Annotated in this window: 22 protein-coding genes; 4 read left to right on the top strand and 18 right to left on the bottom strand. The window is 31.0% G+C overall.

The genetic code is table 11. The features are described 5' to 3' along the window. The 4 genes from SHI72_RS04200 (at position 1) to SHI72_RS04185 (ending at position 2,454) form a co-directional block, all read left to right on the top strand. A complete protein-coding gene (locus tag SHI72_RS04200) occupies positions 1-576 on the top strand; it encodes a DUF1572 family protein (protein ID WP_323489146.1) in 576 nt (191 codons plus the stop codon). Positions 577-646: 70 nt separating this feature from the next. Beyond that, positions 647-1,111 (top strand): hypothetical protein, encoded by a 465-nt coding sequence (locus SHI72_RS04195; RefSeq protein WP_086896104.1) that lies wholly within the window; start codon positions 647-649, stop codon positions 1,109-1,111. Positions 1,112-1,260: 149 nt separating this feature from the next. Continuing rightward, positions 1,261-1,632, top strand: coding sequence for a hypothetical protein (locus SHI72_RS04190; protein WP_039112713.1), 372 nt, complete (start codon positions 1,261-1,263; stop codon positions 1,630-1,632). Between the two features lie 45 nt (positions 1,633-1,677). After that, the gene (locus SHI72_RS04185) at positions 1,678-2,454 is read left to right on the top strand and encodes a TerC family protein (RefSeq protein WP_039112712.1); all 777 of its coding nucleotides are present in this window, start codon (positions 1,678-1,680) and stop codon (positions 2,452-2,454) included. A 72-nt stretch (positions 2,455-2,526) separates the two neighbouring features. Here the strand turns inward: SHI72_RS04185 and SHI72_RS04180 are convergent, their stop codons facing one another. The 18 genes from SHI72_RS04180 to SHI72_RS04095 form a co-directional block, all read right to left on the bottom strand. Beyond that, on the bottom strand, positions 2,527-4,365 hold the full coding sequence (locus SHI72_RS04180) for a type VI secretion system baseplate subunit TssF (protein WP_323489145.1): 1,839 nt from the start codon (positions 4,363-4,365) through the stop codon (positions 2,527-2,529). A gap of 42 nt (positions 4,366-4,407) precedes the next feature. Next, positions 4,408-4,914 (bottom strand): hypothetical protein, encoded by a 507-nt coding sequence (locus SHI72_RS04175; RefSeq protein WP_323489144.1) that lies wholly within the window; start codon positions 4,912-4,914, stop codon positions 4,408-4,410. 45 nt (positions 4,915-4,959) lie between these two features. Further along, on the bottom strand, positions 4,960-5,391 hold the full coding sequence (locus SHI72_RS04170) for a hypothetical protein (protein WP_323489143.1): 432 nt from the start codon (positions 5,389-5,391) through the stop codon (positions 4,960-4,962). A 106-nt stretch (positions 5,392-5,497) separates the two neighbouring features. Next, positions 5,498-6,313 carry a hypothetical protein gene (locus tag SHI72_RS04165; RefSeq protein WP_323489142.1) on the bottom strand — a complete coding sequence of 272 codons (816 nt, stop codon included), beginning with the start codon at positions 6,311-6,313 and terminating at the stop codon, positions 5,498-5,500. Beyond that, a complete protein-coding gene (locus tag SHI72_RS04160; protein ID WP_323489141.1) occupies positions 6,313-8,712 on the bottom strand; it encodes an HET-C-related protein in 2,400 nt (799 codons plus the stop codon). The genes SHI72_RS04165 and SHI72_RS04160 overlap by 1 nt, the downstream gene beginning before the upstream one ends. A 66-nt stretch (positions 8,713-8,778) precedes the next feature. Then, positions 8,779-9,066, bottom strand: coding sequence for a hypothetical protein (locus SHI72_RS04155; RefSeq protein ID WP_323489140.1), 288 nt, complete (start codon positions 9,064-9,066; stop codon positions 8,779-8,781). Positions 9,067-9,243: 177 nt separating this feature from the next. Then, positions 9,244-10,038 (bottom strand): hypothetical protein, encoded by a 795-nt coding sequence (locus SHI72_RS04150; RefSeq protein ID WP_323489139.1) that lies wholly within the window; start codon positions 10,036-10,038, stop codon positions 9,244-9,246. Then, positions 10,035-11,297: a hypothetical protein gene (locus SHI72_RS04145; RefSeq protein WP_323489138.1), complete on the bottom strand. Its 1,263-nt coding sequence runs from the start codon at positions 11,295-11,297 to the stop codon at positions 10,035-10,037. The genes SHI72_RS04150 and SHI72_RS04145 overlap by 4 nt, the downstream gene beginning before the upstream one ends. 3 nt (positions 11,298-11,300) lie before the next feature. Next, positions 11,301-13,109 (bottom strand): type VI secretion system Vgr family protein, encoded by a 1,809-nt coding sequence (locus SHI72_RS04140; RefSeq protein ID WP_323489137.1) that lies wholly within the window; start codon positions 13,107-13,109, stop codon positions 11,301-11,303. A gap of 35 nt (positions 13,110-13,144) precedes the next feature. Then, positions 13,145-13,540 (bottom strand): type VI secretion system tube protein TssD, encoded by a 396-nt coding sequence (tssD, locus tag SHI72_RS04135; protein ID WP_039112701.1) that lies wholly within the window; start codon positions 13,538-13,540, stop codon positions 13,145-13,147. Positions 13,541-13,696: 156 nt separating this feature from the next. Next, on the bottom strand, positions 13,697-14,083 hold the full coding sequence (tssD, locus tag SHI72_RS04130) for a type VI secretion system tube protein TssD (protein WP_035627552.1): 387 nt from the start codon (positions 14,081-14,083) through the stop codon (positions 13,697-13,699). A 171-nt stretch (positions 14,084-14,254) separates the two neighbouring features. Continuing rightward, on the bottom strand, positions 14,255-14,686 hold the full coding sequence (locus SHI72_RS04125) for a GPW/gp25 family protein (protein ID WP_323489136.1): 432 nt from the start codon (positions 14,684-14,686) through the stop codon (positions 14,255-14,257). A gap of 11 nt (positions 14,687-14,697) precedes the next feature. Beyond that, positions 14,698-15,411, bottom strand: a complete 714-nt coding sequence (locus tag SHI72_RS04120; protein WP_039112699.1) for a hypothetical protein — start codon at positions 15,409-15,411, stop codon at positions 14,698-14,700. A gap of 85 nt (positions 15,412-15,496) precedes the next feature. After that, on the bottom strand, positions 15,497-16,021 hold the full coding sequence (locus tag SHI72_RS04115) for a hypothetical protein (protein ID WP_039112698.1): 525 nt from the start codon (positions 16,019-16,021) through the stop codon (positions 15,497-15,499). A gap of 103 nt (positions 16,022-16,124) precedes the next feature. After that, positions 16,125-17,498: a DUF5458 family protein gene (locus SHI72_RS04110; RefSeq protein WP_039112697.1), complete on the bottom strand. Its 1,374-nt coding sequence runs from the start codon at positions 17,496-17,498 to the stop codon at positions 16,125-16,127. A gap of 24 nt (positions 17,499-17,522) precedes the next feature. Continuing rightward, positions 17,523-17,972 carry a hypothetical protein gene (locus SHI72_RS04105; RefSeq protein WP_082001795.1) on the bottom strand — a complete coding sequence of 150 codons (450 nt, stop codon included), beginning with the start codon at positions 17,970-17,972 and terminating at the stop codon, positions 17,523-17,525. Positions 17,973-18,024: 52 nt separating this feature from the next. Then, a complete protein-coding gene (tssO, locus tag SHI72_RS04100) occupies positions 18,025-18,537 on the bottom strand; it encodes a type VI secretion system TssO (protein ID WP_035627571.1) in 513 nt (170 codons plus the stop codon). A 21-nt stretch (positions 18,538-18,558) separates the two neighbouring features. Then, on the bottom strand, positions 18,559-19,728 hold the full coding sequence (locus SHI72_RS04095) for a hypothetical protein (protein WP_323489135.1): 1,170 nt from the start codon (positions 19,726-19,728) through the stop codon (positions 18,559-18,561). Between the last annotated feature and the right edge of the window lie 33 nt (positions 19,729-19,761).

Genomic DNA, 19,761 nt, shown 5'->3' with positions numbered 1-19,761 from the left:
ATGAATGCAACCGAAGCGTATTTAGAAAGTGTAAAAAAACAATTTTTATATTATAAAACACTGGGCGAAAAATCAATCGCACAACTCGAGCCAGAGCAACTTCTTGTTACAACAAATGAAGATACAAATAGTATAGCAACTATTGTAAAGCATCTTTCGGGCAACATGCTTTCTCGTTGGACTGATTTCCTTACTACCGATGGCGAAAAAGAATGGCGCAACCGTGATGAAGAATTTGAAAATGATTTCCAATCTAAAGAAGAAATAATGACTGCTTGGGAAAAAGGTTGGAAATGTCTTTTTGACGCTCTAAATGATTTACAAGCCAATCAACTTTCAGACATTATATATATCCGAAATGAAGGACATACGGTTATTGAAGCTATCAACAGACAATTAGCACATTATCCTTATCATGTTGGTCAAATTGTATTTTATGCCAAACAATTAAAAAACAGCAGCTGGGAAAGTCTATCGATTCCAAGAAAAGAATCTAAAAATTACAATGCAGGAAAGTTTGCTAAAGAAAAAGAAATTAAGAACTTTACCGATGATGAGTTAAAGAGATTAAAATAACAATATTTCTAAAACTACACGGAGTCGAAAGCATAAAATCTATTATTATATTTATTTCAGAATTATAAATATGAAAGACAACAAAAATGAGACACATCATTTTTTGCCTAGTGGAGAATGGGAAGGATTTTATTGTTATTCTAATTCACCGGCACAACATAAAATGTCTATTGAATTAAATTTTGCAAATTCTATTATCTCCGGCTCTGGAACTGACGATGTAAATTCCTTTAGATGGAATGGTTCTTATAATCTGGAGCATTTTAAGCTAAAAATGGTCAAAACTTACCCTACGCATATCATCAATTATAACGGAGATATTGACGAAAATGGTATTTGGGGCGTTTGGGATAATCCTGAAGATTTGAGTTTTTTTGCTGATATTTCACCAGAAATTTTCCAACAAGCCAAAGCGATGACAAAAGGTGGTTTTCATATCTGGCCAAAAGCAGCAAAAAGCGAATCTAAAGAAGAAATTAGAGAAGAAGTTAAAGAATCTAAAAAATTAAAAGAGTTTTATATCCAGAAAATTTAAAACTTAATAAATCAATATAATACTAATGGTTCTTGTGAACCAATTGCAAACTAGCCCTGATTGCAATGGAAATCCTTTTATGTCGGGGTTCGACATAAAAGATTGAAATGAAAAGCAGGATTAGCTCCTAAATAAACAAATTACTTATTATGAAAAAATTACTATTACTCCCTTTATTACTTATTGTTGCATCTTGTTATAATACGGAACACAATTGCAAGGATTTTAAAACTGGAAAATTCAAATTTGAATACGAAGTTGATGGAGTAAAAAAAACAACTATTTTTGAAAGAAAAGATGATATTGAAATCGAAACTTTTGAAGGAAAAACCGACACGGCAACAATTCGCTGGGTAAGTGATTGCGAATATGTTCTGGAAAAGAAACATCCAAAGAACAAAGCAGAAGAGAAAGCTATCGGAATGAAAATTTTGAGTACAACCAAAGATTCTTATACTTTTGAGTTCGGAATGGTTGGTTCTACCCAAAAACAACGCGGAAAAGTTGTTCGAGTAGATTAAATTACATTTTTTATACTAATACCCCTTAATTAACACCTTTTTTAAATGGAAGTATTCTTAAACCCTGACGCTTGGGTTGCCTTATTAACACTGACTTTTCTTGAAATTATTTTAGGAATCGACAATATTATTTTCATATCGATAGTAACAGGAAAATTACCTCCTGAAAGTCGTAAAAAAGCAACTAGAATTGGTTTGTTTTTAGCCATGTTCATGCGTATTGCTTTGCTAATGGGTATTTCATACTTAATTGCTATGAAAGCAACAGTTTTTAGCATTAAATGGGGTTGGCTAAATGCTGACTTTACTGGACAAGCCTTGATTTTATTAGGTGGTGGATTATTCTTGATTTATAAAAGCACCAAAGAAATTAGCGAAAAAGTTGACCATAAAGGCGATGAAGAAAAAACATTAAAAGATGTTGCAAAACAATCCTTCTCGAATGTAATTGTACAAATTTTACTAATCGATTTAATCTTCTCAGTAGATTCTATTTTAACTGCAGTAGGAATGACAAATGGTGTTACTGGCGCTTTAACAATTATGATTACTGCTGTTGTTATTTCGGTAGCAGTTATGATGTTGTTTGCAGTTCCTGTTGGAAATTTTGTAAATGCAAACCCTTCTATTCAGATTTTAGGACTTGCTTTTTTAATCTTAATTGGGTTTATGCTTATTACTGAAAGTATGCACTTATCCAATGCTTCTTTAATAGGAGAACATATCGGGGCTGTACCAAAAGGTTACTTGTACTTTGCTATATCATTCTCATTGGCAGTTGAGTTTATTAATATGAAGATGAGAAAGAGATCGAAATCATAACTGATTTAATTTATAACAAAAAAAGCGCTAAGATATCTTAGCGCTTTTTTTGTATTTATTTGTTTCCTAAAATTAATCCTCGATAAATAATCGATACGGGAATACATTTGATGATCTGTTTTTTAAATTCTTCATAAAACTCTCACACAAATAATCCCACTCGGTTACCGATAAATGTTCTTTTTCGGCTGCATTAATTTTTAGATAAATATCTACTGTTCGACTGAAACCTGCTTTTACAGAGATTTCTTTTCGTGTTCCTTTTTCTATTTTAACATCGGTAATACAACTTTTAAAATGGTTAAAAGCGAATGCTTTTATATCTGCAAAAGTTACAATTCGTCCTCGTGTTAATAATGCATTACGATAAGCCAGAATACGGTCTTTGTTATTCTGTTTATTCATTCCGCCAACCGTATTAGTAACTAATACCGCTTCTTTACTCACAAAAAACAAATCTTCTTTAGACTCTAAGACTGTACCTGCTTTAATATCATTTCCTTCTTCGGCACAAGTCGACCAATAACTTATTATAAATGATTTCCCAACTGATTCATCAATTTTTGGTTTAATCATTAAATACGGATCGTTATTTTTAGAAAAACTACTTTCTTTCGCCTGTTGTTCTACCGAAGCCAATAGTTGATTAATTTCGACCAATGAACTATTCATGAAATCTTTTCCTAAACCCGAAAACGATGAACTCTCGTCTTTTAATAAGTCTAATACATTCTGAAGTAATTCAGAAGCCGTTCTGGAATCAAATCGAGAAACTCCTCCTGTACGTAATACAGCATTTCCTTCTTCGATAACCCCGTCTTTAAACTCTTTTATTTCATAGTGGTTATCAAATGGATCAACTACGGTATCTACATCAAGATATATATTATTACCCGTATCTAAGGATACATAAGACAAGAAACCTCCAAGTGTTTTATTTATGATATGTCGTCTTTTATTAATTACTGGAAAGCAATTTGCTGTAAAAGATACATTGTCTATTATTTGAGGAATTAATGACTCTGGAAAAACCATTTTAATCCAAATAACAGAATTATCATTATTGTTTGTTACCTCATCAAAACATCTATATTCTGAGCCATAATCTCTTATGTTCTTATGTTTCAATGCTCCTTTTAGCGTATAAAAATTATCAAAGTAAAATTCATTTACTTCTTGCATCAACTCACTAAGATGAGTATAATTTCTGTTTATGATACTTTCGATATCTAGATTGTTTACAGGAACATTATATCCCTCCTCTATCTTAATTTCCTCATCATCATGAAAGCATTTCATTTGCTTTAAATAATAATGGAACATTTCTTTTTGGTGGGTGTTTTTAATATCTATAAACAACATTAAATCCTCTAGTTCTTCTACGCTAGTATTATTTAATTCTATTCCTAAAAACACTATTCCTGAAGGTAGTGAGTTTTTATAATCGCGAACTGAGTCTTTGTAAAATAGATTTGAAACTTCGTATAGATTTCTTTCGTAAGCAATGTACTTAACCTCACAAGAAGCTAATTTCACCTCTAATGTTGGCGAAAGCGTTATCTCTTTAGTGATCGGTGCTAACGGATTATAAATATTATGAATTCTCCTGCTTACCGACATTTGGTTTAGCAAAGAAACTTTCATATTATTATCTATAGGTAAAGCATGCATGATTGCTCTCGCGGGTTTGGCTCCAGCGCTAACTTCTGGAAACATAATTTCAAGAACTCTTTCGACCACACGAGTTTTAGAATCTTCAAGTTCATGAGCTACTTTTTCAAGCTCATACGATAATGCATTTAGCATCATTGATACAACAGGATCAAATGATGTTTCCATCTCTACATCCGAAAAGCCCCATGATCTCGCTGCTCTTTTTAATACTCTATCTTTTATTCGTTCTTGTCTCATTATTATATTTTTTTATTGGGACTTGTGTTGCCTTTATATATTCTAATTTTTATCTAATATGTCATAATATATATCTATGGTATCAATAGAATCTGAACCACCTTTGGATGAGTTATCATTTTCAGAATAATCACCTTTATAACTAAGACTACAATAGTATTCACCTCTATCTTTTCCTGCCTTTATTCGTTTTGCTATATTTCTAAAATCATAAATTTTATATTTATGATTTTTCCCGTCTTCAATCAATAAAGTATCAGACTTTAAAATCTTATAATATGTATAATATGTATTTATAAAACCTGCCTCTTCTTGGTATTTTATCTTTTTTATTTCACCATCTTTTCCTATAAGAACTATAGAGAATTTCCTTATCGTTTCTATATTACTAACATTCAATAAACGTATATAAATTCTTCCTCCATCTGCAACAAATTTGGATGAATTACATTTTTTTCCATTTGTATAATCACTTACTGTAATAAGAAAAAAGCGAAACACAAAAAAGACAATTATTATTCCTAACAAACCTAAAGCTATTCTCTTCATTTGCTTAATTTCTGCATATCTAATATAATAACTTACCAGTTAATATTATTTTATTTTTAATGTCCAACTTGTCTCTTTACATTCTATATCATTAATCTTTGTATATTTTAATTTTTCGATACTATTAAAGAACTCTTCATTATCATACTCCTTTATAATACTCCCTAAAGAATCTTTAATTTTGATATTAAATTTTTCAGGAAATTTAATTGTATCCTTATAAAAAATAGGAAGTAAATAGTATCCTCCCCTATCTTTTTTAATGTAAAGACTATCAATCTTATTGTATTTAATATTAATAGCTGATTTTTCAACAAACTCATTATCGCTATATTTAAAATTAACGATAACCATTATTGATTTTTCAGCATTGTTAACAAATGTTATGCCTTTAGTTAAATTCGGATCTTCAGCTGGTTTTTGATTTCCTGGACCTCCTTTTTTCCAAGAATCAACGAAAGAAAAGAACAAAAACAAAAAGAACAATATTGACAATCCAAATGTGAAAATTATTTTTTAATCGTTATATCATTACTTTTAAGAATTTTGACAATTTTCATTTGCTAAAAAATACTTTTTAAACTTAATATTCTTGTCCTGTATCATGTACAACTCTTATATATTCAAGCTCTTGCTCGGTATAACGATACAAAATATTGTATTTGTTAGCTTTCTCACCTTCATCAAATGTAAATTTATGTGGATACAAATAAGTAAAATAACCGTTAGATTTAGTCGTCGTAGAACCATCTTCCTCTTTCCTGTTCATATCAGTATCCCAATATTTTATTAATGGTAAATCTGCCTCTTCCCTCAATTTGTTAATTTGCGAAATAGTCATTCCTTCTCTTATCTCAATTCCTTCTATATTCAGAGATTTTTTATATGTAGTAAAAGGATATGGATAATTCTTAGGAGCCTCTGACCCTGTTGTTTCTTCTTCTAACATTCGTTTGTAGCTTTCCATATTAGTTTTGTAACCAAGTTTTTCATTTCGCTCTTTAGTATGAATAGCAGATTCTCTTCCTTTTGCGAATTCCAATTTGCCTGCTTGTCCTACAGGACTATCTAAATTGTTAAAAAAAATATAAAGCTCAGGGATTATTTTTACTTCATTATCTTCTCCGAATTCGACAACCATAATCCCTAATTTATCCCAAGTATAGGTTCTCTCTACAATATATTTCTTTTCTAAAGGAGGCAATACTCTGTCATACTTCCCTAGTATTTTTACCCATTCATTTAGTGACTTCCCTAATGGAAGTTCTATGTCTTTGTAACTTACTTTTTGAGTATTAATTGTAAATTCTGAGTCCATTTTTTTTGATTCTTTTTTTGTCTGACATTGCAAAGCCAAACATGTGTAAAATAGTAAAGCAATTATTTTTAAGGTTTTCATCAATTGAAATATTTTAAAATTTCTTGTATTTTATCATTGTTTATAGCTCGTTCTGTAACTTTTTCGGCATGCTCATACACAGTAGCACTTTGAAGACGAATTATAGCATCAGGATTTGCGTCTGCCCATTTATAAACAATACTGTTTGCCCATTCCGTTCTGGAGTCTTTAGGATGTAATGTATATTTATTAGCTACATATTTTGCAAGCTCTTTTCCTGAAGGTTCTTTCCTTGTTTTCCACTCTTCCATTATAAGTGTAGCTACGTCCATAACTGCTACTTTTGCTAATTCAGCTGCAAGAGGATTTAAAGGATGGTTAAGTGCATCTTTAGCTATTTGGGTATGAGTAGGGTCAGTTCCATAATTTTTGTTACTATTAAGCGTTTGTTCTTCTTTTATATCTTCATCTACCGAAGATAAGAATAAATTAAAACCAATGTTAGAAAACGTAGCCAAACTATCCCCTAAATAACTCATGCTTCTGTCAATAAATCTTCCTAGTGGTCCTAGAAATTGCATTCCTGCCGATTTAATATCAAGTAATTTTAAGTAGTTATTATATGCTACTAGCCACTCTGATGTTGTCATACCCATATAAACGGGATCATTTTCTACTCCATCAGTTTTTTGCCCTTTGGATAAATCTTCTAGGGTAGTCAATATAAAAGCATCAGTAAAGGTTCTATCTCCTGGTTTTCTTTGTATGTAATCTTGTATACCTATAGGAAACATTTTGTCACCAACCTTTGGCAATACGCTGGCTAGGGTATCATCCATTAAAAATTTACCTGTTACAATCGGAATTGTTTTATAATCATGTCCTTGCATACCCTCAACCCAAGGATAGACCAATTTCAGGTTTTTAGATAACTCTTTATTGATCTGATATTGTGGTAAACTCCCGACTTTTATCAGCATTAATTCGCAAAAATTAGAATGTGAAAAATAATCTTCCAATACATGGAACGCAGCTCCTAGATGTCTAAATCCGTCTTTGTTTTTACCGTACTGAACAGCAAGTTTTATTTGATCCCACATATACCCATCAGATGATGGCCTTTCTGGAATACCATGTTTATGGATATAATTTTTGATATTAAATTCTGGGTCTACTTCTATAGATTGGGCTATTTCGCCTGCATAGAGCTTTACGGGTTTAGTTAATCCCTTGGCATACTCATAATTAAATGATATACTTAGGCTACTAAAATCGTTCAAACCTTTTGGGTTATCTATATGTTCTTCAGGTCTATAAAGTCCCAATATATCCTTAGTTAATGGACCATATTGTTTTCTGAACAAATCAAGATACCTTTTATGATCTGCGAATTTATCCTCACCAAACACAAATTCTTTGGCTGCTAACAATTCTAATAGTTTAACCCAAGTATCATGCGAAAATTTATTGGGATTACTTTTTAGTAAATCATTTAAATGTTTTGATTTAGACTGTTTGATTTTGTCGATATCAGGCTTCTCTAATCGAATAGTAGTTTCTAAAATAACCTGAGAATAATCCCTTAGCCAATTGCCATAATAAATTTGGTTCATTTCTTCTCTTGAAAATAGGCCTTTTAATGCTTCTCTTTCAATACCACCATGCATACCAGCCTCAAATCCTGCCCCAAAACCATCCTCATTTTCACTAGGGTTGGCATCATATTGTTGGTCTTCTGCTACATATTCTTTAATCTGTTTATGTATAGTAGAAAAATCGATAATTAAATCCCCTGTATAATTAGGTGTTTCTGTTTTGGCATAATTAAGATTTGTTTCTGTAAAAATATCAAAATTAAACAAAGCATATGCAAATTTTGCTCCTTCATCAATATTATCTGTATCATCTTTCCCCTTAGTAGACAGCTCTGTACGAAGAAGGTTATCAATATGATGCCCATATTCTTCAACCAGTGCAGCCAAAAGTTCTGTTTTCTTGTCATTGTCTTTTATTGCCAATTCTAAAGTATATTCCCAAATCAATATTTTTTTTTGGCTATTGCTATAATTGGCAATTCTTCCTCTTACAGGAAACTTAGTAACTATAATTTCTGGTGAAACTATTGATTTATCACTTAAGCCTCTATATAACTTACTTAGTGCACTTGCTTCAATTTCTTCTCCAAAAACTCCAACCATAAAAAACATGAAAGGCAATTCATCTAATTGTTTTGCTAAAGCTGAAAGTTGATCATGTGCGTAAGTACTTTCAAGTTTATATTTACTTTCGACAATTTCTTGTTTAGGAGGGCTTTTCGGCTCTCCATAACTAATACCTACATCGCTTGTTTCTGTAATAGCTTTACCTGAATTATAAACAATATTCCCTTCAGAGTAGATATTATGGTCGCCAACAGTAGTTTTTGTTATTGTACCTCCTACAATTCTTATTCTGCTCATAATTTTATTTAGTGTGATTTAGATTTTTTAAACCAGAAATAATTATTGTTCGTTTACTTATCTTCTTTATTTATATTTAGAAAAGAACATTATTGAATACGTAATAATTAAAAATAATATAGTCAGTACAGATAATCCAATTGAAACTACCCACCAATTTGTTTTACTTGCAGCTTTGAAAAAGAAAAAATAAGCAATCAATAAAACTACTGCATTAAAAGCTGCTAAAAAATTCAATTCGATAAAAGCAGCAGGTATATGACTATTTCCATTTTTATAGGTTAAATACAAATGAATAAAGCCCATCAGTTGCATGAAAATGGCAACAGCAGGAATAATTATACTCTTATACATGTATTAAATATATCAAATCAATTAATCTCTATTGATTTCTTTTTATCTCATTAATCGAGATAAATCATAGTTTCCTAAAGAAAATCCAGCTTAAATTCAATCCAAATATTTAAAATTCAGATTTACTTTTATCCTATAATGAAATTTAAACTTTCAAAAACAAAGACGTAATTATCATTATGGTCTTGTCTCTTTTATATAGTTCCTTTTAATTATCTTACCAGAGTTTGAATCTACATTATACTCAATTCTTCCAAAAGGATAGATATCTTTAACCACCTCCCACATATTCTCATCATTACTTAATGTTAAAAACGTATTTTTAACATCTTCTCTATCTGCAGGATTAAGTATCGTATATTTTTTTAGAATTTTAGAAATGATATCTGGTGAAATTTCATTTTCTTTTTGTGGTAAATCAAAAATAGCTTTAAAAAGAACTTGCTCTTCTTTGCTTAGATTTACAAACAAAGGTTCTTTCTTTAAAATTTCAAATAAATTAAGTGGCTTCACTTTTATGTTTTCATATTTAGCTGCTTCATCCACTTCCTTTACTAATTGACCATTATTATCATAATACTTAGAAGTACCAAATTTAACAATATCAGAACCTAACTGCAATCCTATATATCTTCGGGTTTCAGATTCTAAGAAACCATTTTTATGATAACTTTTATGCGTTTCTATTAATTCTGGAACAGGCGGTAAAATTATTACTGTTGCCGATTTATCTTGTGCCTGAGAACTTTCAACCACATTTCCATTTGCTAAAACCTCAATATGATTATAAAGATCAAACTCTCCTAATTTTCTTTTCTCTTCAACAATTCGGTTATATTTAACAAAATCAAACTTATCAGTTGTCATAATTTTTTCTTTAGGATAATAAACTCCTTTTTCTGTTTGCCCACCACAAGACATTAAATTAAATGCAATAATGCATAGACATATTATACTTTTTATTTTTTTCATCGTATGCTGGAATTAAGAATCTTCCATTGCCATTTATTTGTTGAAAAACGTGCTTTACCAATTTGATGTGTATAATCCATTATATTATCTGTTTTACAAAACTTGTAAGTAAACAAACCATCGTTATCAAAAGTGTGATACAATCCCATGGCATGCATTAACTCATGAGGAGCGGTAGAATCATTCCTATTTTGATAAACAACAGCTACTCTGGAGTTACCACCCACATTTTCTGCTATACCATTTAATTTACCATTAGGAAGCATGTATAATCTATAACAATCTTTATAAATTTCATTTTCTTCATTTTCAAAAAATACCTCATCAAGTGTTTTATGAATAGATTTTACATTAGAAGTGTCCATTACTTTATTTCCTTTTTTATCCTTTGAAGTAAAAAACAAATCATACCACCAACCCCCAACTTTTATTTCTTTCATGCTTTTTATATCCCCTTTTATATAAGATTGATTTAAAGCATTACCAAGAATTTGTACTTCATTTCCTTTTATACTTCCTTTTATACCGTTATGGCTAACAGGGATGAACAGAATTTTAATTTCTTTTACATTATTGTTAGGTAAAATGAATATTTCTCCTACTTTCTCTAAATATTTTTTCTTTGTTGCTATAATACGGATGCTTTGTTTTTTATCAAATTGTTTTAAACATTTAATTTTCAAAGCTTTTTCATCATAGTGTTTCCCTTTTGTTGAAGTTAACTTTTTTAAGATCGTAAGTTCAAAAACAGCTGTATCATAGACATAATGCAATTTCTCTGGTTCTTCTTCAACTTCAGTTATTACATCAAAAAAGGCTGTTTGTCCCTTCATAAGAGTAACATTGGGAATATAATATTTTCCTTTATAACAATTAAAAAAACTATATTGATTTAAATGGTTTAGATAAGCTTTATTCTCTGGAGTAAAGATTGCAGTAGGTTCTGATCCGTAAGTTGCACCATATTTCCCTATAATTCCATTATAAGGAACATCAACAGCCATTTTACTGTCTTTTTTTCTAGGCCAATCAATACCGAATTCACCTTTCCAATCCTTACAAGGTCTATATTCAACTAAACATTTTGCGATTTTTTCAGGAGGCGGAGCATCTTTCGGTTCCCCATAACTAATACCTACATCGCTTGTTTCTGTAATTGCTTTACCTGAATTATAAACAATATTTCCTTCAGAGTATATATTATGATCTCCAACAGTAGTTTTTGTTATTGTACCTCCTACAATTCTTATTCTGCTCATGTATTAATGAGATTTAGATTTTTCAGCACTATTATTCTGCATTTCTTTTTTAGAATGCTTATTTATACCTCCTTCGCTGCTTGTATCAATTCCTTTCACTGCTATTTCTTGTCTCTCTTTCTCGGTATGAGATTCTAAATTACCTTGAATATTTTCCGTGAAGTTCCCCGTCACATTTAGCATATTATCTCCTCCAACACTAGTATTTAGCATCATTGCTACCATAGTAGTTTTGTCTGCTCCTGCACTTTCCATAATACTCATTCCTGCTGTAGTCGTAACATTTTCAGAAGCATTCATAATAATGTTAGTAGCATTCATTGTTATTGTATTTGATGCGGTAATATTTATATTTCCACCTACAGTATCGAGTTGTATTTCGTTGCCGTTTTGATCTGCAATTATTATGCTCTCTTCTTCTGTAAACTTGATTATATGCCCGCTACGGGTATGAATGGCTTTTATATTATTTTGAGCATCTGCATACCCACTTTTATCTTGTCCGTTGTATTGTGTTCCTATTACGTAAGGATTCTGGGCATTATTTCCTTCAAAACCTACCAATACTTCTTCTCCTATTTCGGGAATAAAATAAAATCCTTTTCCTGCACCCGAATGAGGTTGTATCATACGTATCCATGGACTTACAGCATTGCCACTTGTTCCATAAAACTGTACTATAACTCGTCCTAATCCTTCGGGATCACTATTATCTTTTACCTGTGCTGGCTGACTCTCTGCTTTAGCAAAAACATGTACATTAGTATAATGTGGTACAGCAACATCTGCAGGAATAGCTTTGAACTCACAAGAATAGTTACCGTGAACCTCAGAATGGTGTATGGCTTCTATAACAATAAGTTCATGTTCTACAGTTTGATTTACTATCGTAAAAACTTGACCTACTCCTAAAGGAAAATAAGAGATTCCGCTATAATACACACTATTGGCATCGCTACCTCCTGTTTGCAACGTAACCATTTCATCAATTTCTTCTTTATTCTGTGAGTTGGTTGTATAGGCACTAATACTTAAATCTGATTGTGCAACAGTTCCTTGATTATAGCCTACAATAGCCGAAAAACTATCTTTACTACCCACAGAAGTTCTTGCAGCTGCATTACGGATTGTAGCTCCACTTTCATAGTCATAACCTGTTAAGGAAATTTTGTGCGACACCATATTGGTCTGTATCTTAAAACTGTGTAAAGAAGCTCCATTGATGAGTTTTACTTTACTAGTTTTTGTTTGTCCAAATTGCATACGCATACCATCAAAATAAAACCATTGTCCGTAACGTGTTGCCAGTCTTTTAAGAAATTCAAAACTGGTTTCATTATACTGTGCTATGTATTTTAATTCCTTAAGATAAGTTGATCTTATAGAATCTCTTTGATAAAATTCTCCTGGCCCTTCGGCTAAGATACTAAGTACAATATCATCCATTCCTCGTTCCTGATATGATCTTGTTTTTTTCATATCATCGAGAACAATACTATGACTCACACCTGTTACGTGTAAACCCACTGGGCTTCCATGAAGATCTACAGACGAAAGCTCTGTAATGATACCTTTACTCATCAATCTTATTCCGGTAAGGCTTTTAAAAGTAAAAATAACTTCATCTCCTAAGTAACCTCTTAAAGCTTTTGCTTGGTCTGCTGGTTTAATTATTGCTTTACCTGTGTATTGCCAAATAAACGAAAAATGATGATGATCAGCCATCTTTTGCGATAGCTTTAAATCATAATAAACAACGTTTTGGGTAAAACTTCCTATAGATATATGTACTTGTTCTGAAAAGTGTGCCATAATAATGCGTCCTTGTTTTTAATTAGCCTTTACAATTAATCTAAAGCAATCCAGTTGTTTGAAAATTTAGCATCTCCAAAAGTCAATTCTTTGGCTACCAACTCCATTGTTATTTTCATTGGTACTTCGGTTGTGCTTGTAAATTGCTCATCATAACCAATACAAAATGCTTTTACAAACGTAAGTTCTTTCATTTTGCTCAAAGCATCTCTTCTATAAAAAACAATTTTTCCATCTTTAGTTAAATCACTATTTAACATCCATGATAGAAAATGACTATTCTGACTTGCCTCGATAATCATTCTTATAACACCACCTTTGGCATCACCGGTAGGTTTACTTGTTGTATCGATTTTTTGTTTAAAACTAATATTAAATTCCAGGACATTATATTCTTCCCCGTCTATGTGTAATTTTGATAAAAAACTCATTTGTTGATTTTTAGATTGTTAAAAAGTAGTGTTATAAGGTTTAAGCTTCTACTTAAAAAAGATTTAAGTAGTCACATCAAAACAAAAAAGGAAGTCCAATAAATGGACTTCCTTTAATAGTTTCAAGCTTAATTAAGTTTGATAAAGTCCAAAGGATTAAACCCAAGCATTATCAAATTCTCCTCCGCCCATCGAGATTCTACGAGCTGAGATCATAAAAGTTTCCGTTAACGGAGTAGCACTGTTATGATCAAAATTCTCTTTGTACTTAACCATGTAAGCTTCTGTGAACTTCAACTCTTTTAAAGTAGCATTCGAATCACGTTTGATGAATTTTACTGACCCATCTTTTCTTTCGAAATTATTGGTCATCCATTCGAACAATTCTGTGCTACCAGTTGATTCTACTTCGATCATGATTCTACCACCACGTGTTACTGTAGATGGACGCCCAGAAGCATCAGTTTCTTGAGCTAAATCATAACTTACATTTAATACTTTGTAGTCCTTTCCGGCTACTGACAACGATGTTAAAAACGACATAATAAAAATTTTTTAATTATTAATTTATTTATTTATCCTGTAAATATATATAAAAAAAATCTTATTATAATATATTTTTTAATAAAATTTTATTTACATTATCAATATTTTAAGAATTTAGCAATCAAAACATAGCTGAACCCTTGTATTTAGTACTCAGACGAGTAACTTTTATTTATAAGATAATGGTCCTACAAAAAAATATCCTCTAAAATCAAAATTCCTATTAGTACTTTTTATTGTTGCTTCAATAATAATATCGACTCTTTTCTTGGCTCTGCTCACATCATCAACTACATATTTTGCCTCGGTTAATTCCACTTTAAGCTCATTAACTTTAATCCTTCCTTCATGAAGAAGTAATGATTGTTTCATGGTTTTAGAAATTATTTCTTTTAATGTATTTTCATTCATTAACAAATCAAAATCAATCTCCCAGATTTTAGAACCAAAGGTTTCATCAAATTTACATTCTCCAAAAGTGGTTGTTGCCAACAATATTACTTGTTGGGCAATAGAATGTTCTATAGAAGTTTTTTCTAGTTCTTTTTTCTGAATTATAGCATTAAAATCTATAGGCAGTTTATAAAAAGCTCCTTTCATTTATTTAATTTTTAAATATAAATCAATCGATCTGTTTGTCCTTGCTTATTTGTTTCCATAGCCTTCGAAACTTGCTTTCTCTTAATTACGTGAAGCTTTACCTTTGGCGTAAGCTTTAAAAATTTCTCTCGATATAGAATATCTCCTATAAAGCGTTGTCCTTTTTTTTCATCGACAATAACAAAATAACTTGTTCCTTTTTCTACTTTAAGCGTATTTATATCTCCTGCAAAAATTTGTATATTCTGATTTTCTTTTTGAAAAGTATAAGTAAGTTCATCATGATTTAATTTTCTATATCTAGAAATATCAAATGTCTCTATTTCTTCTTTTAAAGGTTCAAAAGGAATATTCTCGAATAGGAAATTTTTAGTAGCTAAAAATTTTAATCCCAAAAAGCTCCATAATCCTTTTTTGGTAGTTTGTTCTTTAAAGAAATAGGTATCTCGGGTAACTTTATATATTTCTTTTTCATCTGTTTTATCATCAGTAACTATCATCTGATACGTTGGAATCTCAATTTCAGCAGGAATTTCAGCACCTTTAAAGTGTGTTTTTAAATTCACCGATCCTATTTGCTGTTCAGAGATTGTAATACTAATAGTATGCTGTTTCAATGCAGAATCTGTACGAACAATAACTTTACCTTCGCCACTTCCTGCATAAAAAACAGAACCATCATTGTCTGTAAGTCCTAATGAGAGATTTAATTCTGGAATTGGCATATTTAGTCTTTTAAATAAATTAAACTTTAGTTTTGTTTTTAAGAATGGTGCTTATTATCTCTATTTTTGAAATTATAAATTCATTCTATTTTTTCTTGATTCTATACAATTTCAGACAATGTAAATATTCTTTTATATTTTTATTATCGTTAGCACTTGGACTAAATTCATAATCTCTTTTAAGTGTATAAAATTTGATGGTATTAATATCATTAGCCATTAATTTCTTTATATCTCTTCTTCTGAGCTCCAAAGCAGCTGTCCCATCACAGTTTACAGCAAATGAATTTTTCAGGATATATCTTTCTCCATTTTTAAAATAAATTTCCAATGGTTGCTGTTGTTTCACACACACATTATCTGTGAAGATTTTAAAATATAAGTATATGCTACTTCTTCTTTTCCCAAGTTGAAATACTGCATATTCATAATCTTCATTAAAAACACGTAGCAAAATTGGTGTCGCACTTGCAAAAAGTTTACCCGAAAGCAATAATTCATTTTGCGAAATAGGGCAATTTAAAGTATCAATTGCTCTTATTTTTTGAGCATTAGCCGAACTTGAAATTGAAAATAATGCGATTAAAAGTAAAATTTTAAGTACGTTCATGAATTTGAATTATTTGGTTTGATCATTCAAAAGATCAATATTTTGTTTAAAAAAGGAAACACAAAACATATGTGTTTCCTTTTTTGAATTTACTATACAACAATTATTTTTGTTCGTAATCTGTATCCCATTCTGTTCCATCATCTCCTTTATGACCATCCATTTTTATAAGGAAATTTTTGGCTGGGAAATATGGTTTCATATGGATATCCATATATATTCTATCCTTTTGGATTGGATCTTGCTCAAATCTTCTAATCTCGAAGTTCTCGATTAATTTGTCTGGACCTGTAATACCATCAAGGAAAGCAACGATTTGGTTCATTATCTCTTTACGAGTCTTAGCAGTAAAGTTTTCGAATGCACGACGATTAAGGAAATCCATTAATACTTTAGTCACATAATCAAATACACGAACTACTGAATATGTTTGCAATCCTAAGTTGTCTCCGTTAAATAATGTTTTTGCAGAGAAAGCCATTACTTTACCATACTCGTTTACCATAGGAACTAATCCTAAGTTTTCAAGATTTGCAATTTCACTTTTCTTAAGATCAAATTTTACACCATCAACTTCATTGATTCCACCGAATTTTTTACCAGCAGTAACCTGAGACATTAATGTTTTGTAAATTTTCCCTGCAAGTGCTGCAGATGGAGCAATGTGCAAATCTTCGTTTTCACCAATTTGGTCAAATCTTCCACGTCCTACTAACCAGTTACATGTCATAATTACATTTGAGCGATATACATCTCCTCCTGTTAAAGAGGCAGCATCAAACATTTCCATTACATCATCCGGTTCATCTAAATGTTCAAAATCTGTAACCAACATTACTTTGTTCTCATGTGCAATTTTTGCCCATTTTTCGATTACTTTATTTGATCCTAAATAACCAGGAATAACAAGGATACCGTAGTTGTTTTTAAGATCTAAACGATCGTAGTTATCAACTAATTCTGAGTGAATTGCATCAATAAAACGAGTATTATCAAGGTCTTTTAATTGCTCTAAATCGGCATTTACGATGGTAACATTTTTTACTTTATCTGTTTCAGTATTTTTGAAAAACAAAGCAACAGTTCTATAAGCAGCCTCGATTTCTCTTGTATCTTCAACAGCTTTTACTAAATTCTTTTTTAATAATACTTCAGACTCTTTGCATTTGTCTTCACTTTGAGCCACCATATCAGTCAAAGCTTCATTGTTACTTAAAACCGAAGCCCAAAGTTCTAATGTTTTTAAAAGTGTTTCTCTTTCTTTAGCTTTGTTTACTTCTCCAAGGAAAATTTTTCTTCTTGCTTTTCTCTCTGGATTAAGATTTTGAATTCCTTCAATAGACATTTCCAACAAATCAAACCCACCGTATTTAGCTAGTTTTTCAACGTTTTTTTCAATAGAAGAACCTCCTGTTACTTTACGTTCTAATACTGCAGTATCAACGTCATTACTTTTATATGCTTCTTTATTTGCCATACTTTCTATATTTTTTTAAATTTCTTATTTATTCTCTTTCAATTCTGTAATTAGAGTTCCAAGGCTTTCTAATAAAGCTTTCTTAGCATCAGCATCTTCTAATGCTGCTTTTAAGATTTTATTCGATTTTAACTGACGAATAATTTTTTGATATTGGTCTTTTTCAGTTTCCAGATCAGATAAAAATTTACTCTGTGCAGTGATACCATTTATTCCAAAATCTCCTAAATTTTTAAACTTTAATGCTTCTACTTTCGTAGCTCCATCTGCAGTTTCAAAATTCACTTTTACTTCTGGTTTAAAATGTTCAAATGCTTTTTCAACACTTGTAATTCCTTCTACTAGTTCTGGTTTAACAGGTGCATCTACAGTTAGTTTTTGAGCAACAAGTGTTCTGTTTTGAGGGATTGCAGTGATTGCTTCATCTGCATCTAATTTTACTTCATTACCTCCAATTCCATAATTTGATAACATAATTTTAATTTTTTAATGATTAGTTTATTAATTCTTTTACTCTAATTTCTTATTATTGGTTTTGATAAATCTGACGACAAACATCCAAGTCTCTACTTACTTTTTCTAACTCTTCTTTATATGTTTTTGCCGATTGGTTCAAACTATCTATTAAATGAGAATTATGGGTAAGACTTCTAATTTGCTTTTTATAATCAATAATATTCTTGTATGCCAAAATCACGTTGTTATATAGCTTTTTATTTTCAGTGGTGTCTTTTGGTATTTTCTGATAAATATTGGCTATCATAACATTAGCCAAACGTTGCTGAAAATCATTATCTACTTTTGGCGAATTAATAGAGTCAATCGTCATTCGAACACTATCAATTTTTACCGAAAAATTAGTTTGATAATCATACTCTCTTTTCATCATTTCATTCTCAGCCTTTAGCATTTTATTTTCTGCCATTGGCATATAAAAATTAAACGATACTGCAATTAACATTACTGTAAAAGTTAGAATAAAGGCTACTAGAAAAGCTATAAATGCTTTCTGGCGTTCAGATTTGTTTAATACTTCCATAATTTATATTACTATTATTTTTTAATCTTTTATAAAGAAACCATGTCGTTTCGGGTTATGAACAATATCTTTTTTGTCTGTTTCGGCAACAAATAATTCGATATTTTCTTTTTTCTTCCCTATATAATCCAGCTTACTCAAAGTTTCAAACAGCTTCTCTATTCTTTGTAAAAAAGTCATTGTTAAACCTGCTGTTTTATCTATATGTACATGATCGTAACCTGTATTTATCAGTGAAGTAAACAGTATTTCAAAATCTCCTTGTGATATATCACACCACTCAGCAAAATAGTTTAGTAACTCTTCTTTTCCTGCTCCAGATTTTGAATCAATAAAATTTTTCATCACTCTGGCAAAAGAAACCACTGTACTTAACATTGCTGCTGGATGCTGGTGTAACGAAAACCAACGAAATTGAGTTAAACAATTCCCTAAATAATATCCTGTATTATCTGCCAATTGCATCATCGTATGTGCCAAAACACCTGTTTGCTGAACGCGGTTAATTTTTTGAGAAATCTGTACTGAGTAAATTTCTATCTGTCCAAACGAACGTGCAATTTGTGCTTGCATATCAACTAGTTTTGGGTGACAGGTTACTGTAACTGATGATGGGATATAATCCTCATCCAGAACAGTAGTATCTCCTACCAAAACTTTACCGATTGCCAGATAAAATCCTCCATACCCAATTCCTGAACGAAATTCTTCGGCCTTAATTAAGTGTAATTTATATTCTGGTTGTGTGTACGGATATCTTGGCGGAACTTCGTCTGGATCAGGCTCACCAAACGGAATTCTTTTTTTAGAATTAACCGATATACAGGCTAGCAATTCTAATTGTTCACCTTCTTTTATCTGATAAGTATCCTCTGGATAAGGAACCTGAAGGTCTAATGTATCTGTATTACTCTTACTAATCTCGATTCTTGATCCATTTGGGGTTATGGCATGACACTCCTCTACACGTACGCGAAGTAGTTTATGATTATCAATTCCTAAAGTAATTTTTGTCGATTCTCTGTTCTGATTTCCCAAATCCAGTAATCCATAACTCATAGGTGTTGTATGAATACCTATTGCATCATTTACCAATTCGGAAACATTGTCCTGCATCGATAAGAAATGACTTTTGTTTATCTTCATCCCATCAATCCAGTTAACGGGAAAATGATTCAGTTTTTCTATCATAATTCTTTATTTATTTTTTTATTGGAAATATAA

Origin of the sequence: Flavobacterium sp. PL02 (assembly GCF_035013205.1) — a bacterium.
In the GTDB taxonomy this organism is placed as follows: Bacteria; Bacteroidota; Bacteroidia; order Flavobacteriales; family Flavobacteriaceae; genus Flavobacterium.
The sequence above is the reverse complement of the archived record's forward strand: the minus strand, read 5'-3'. Positions and strand labels throughout refer to the sequence as shown.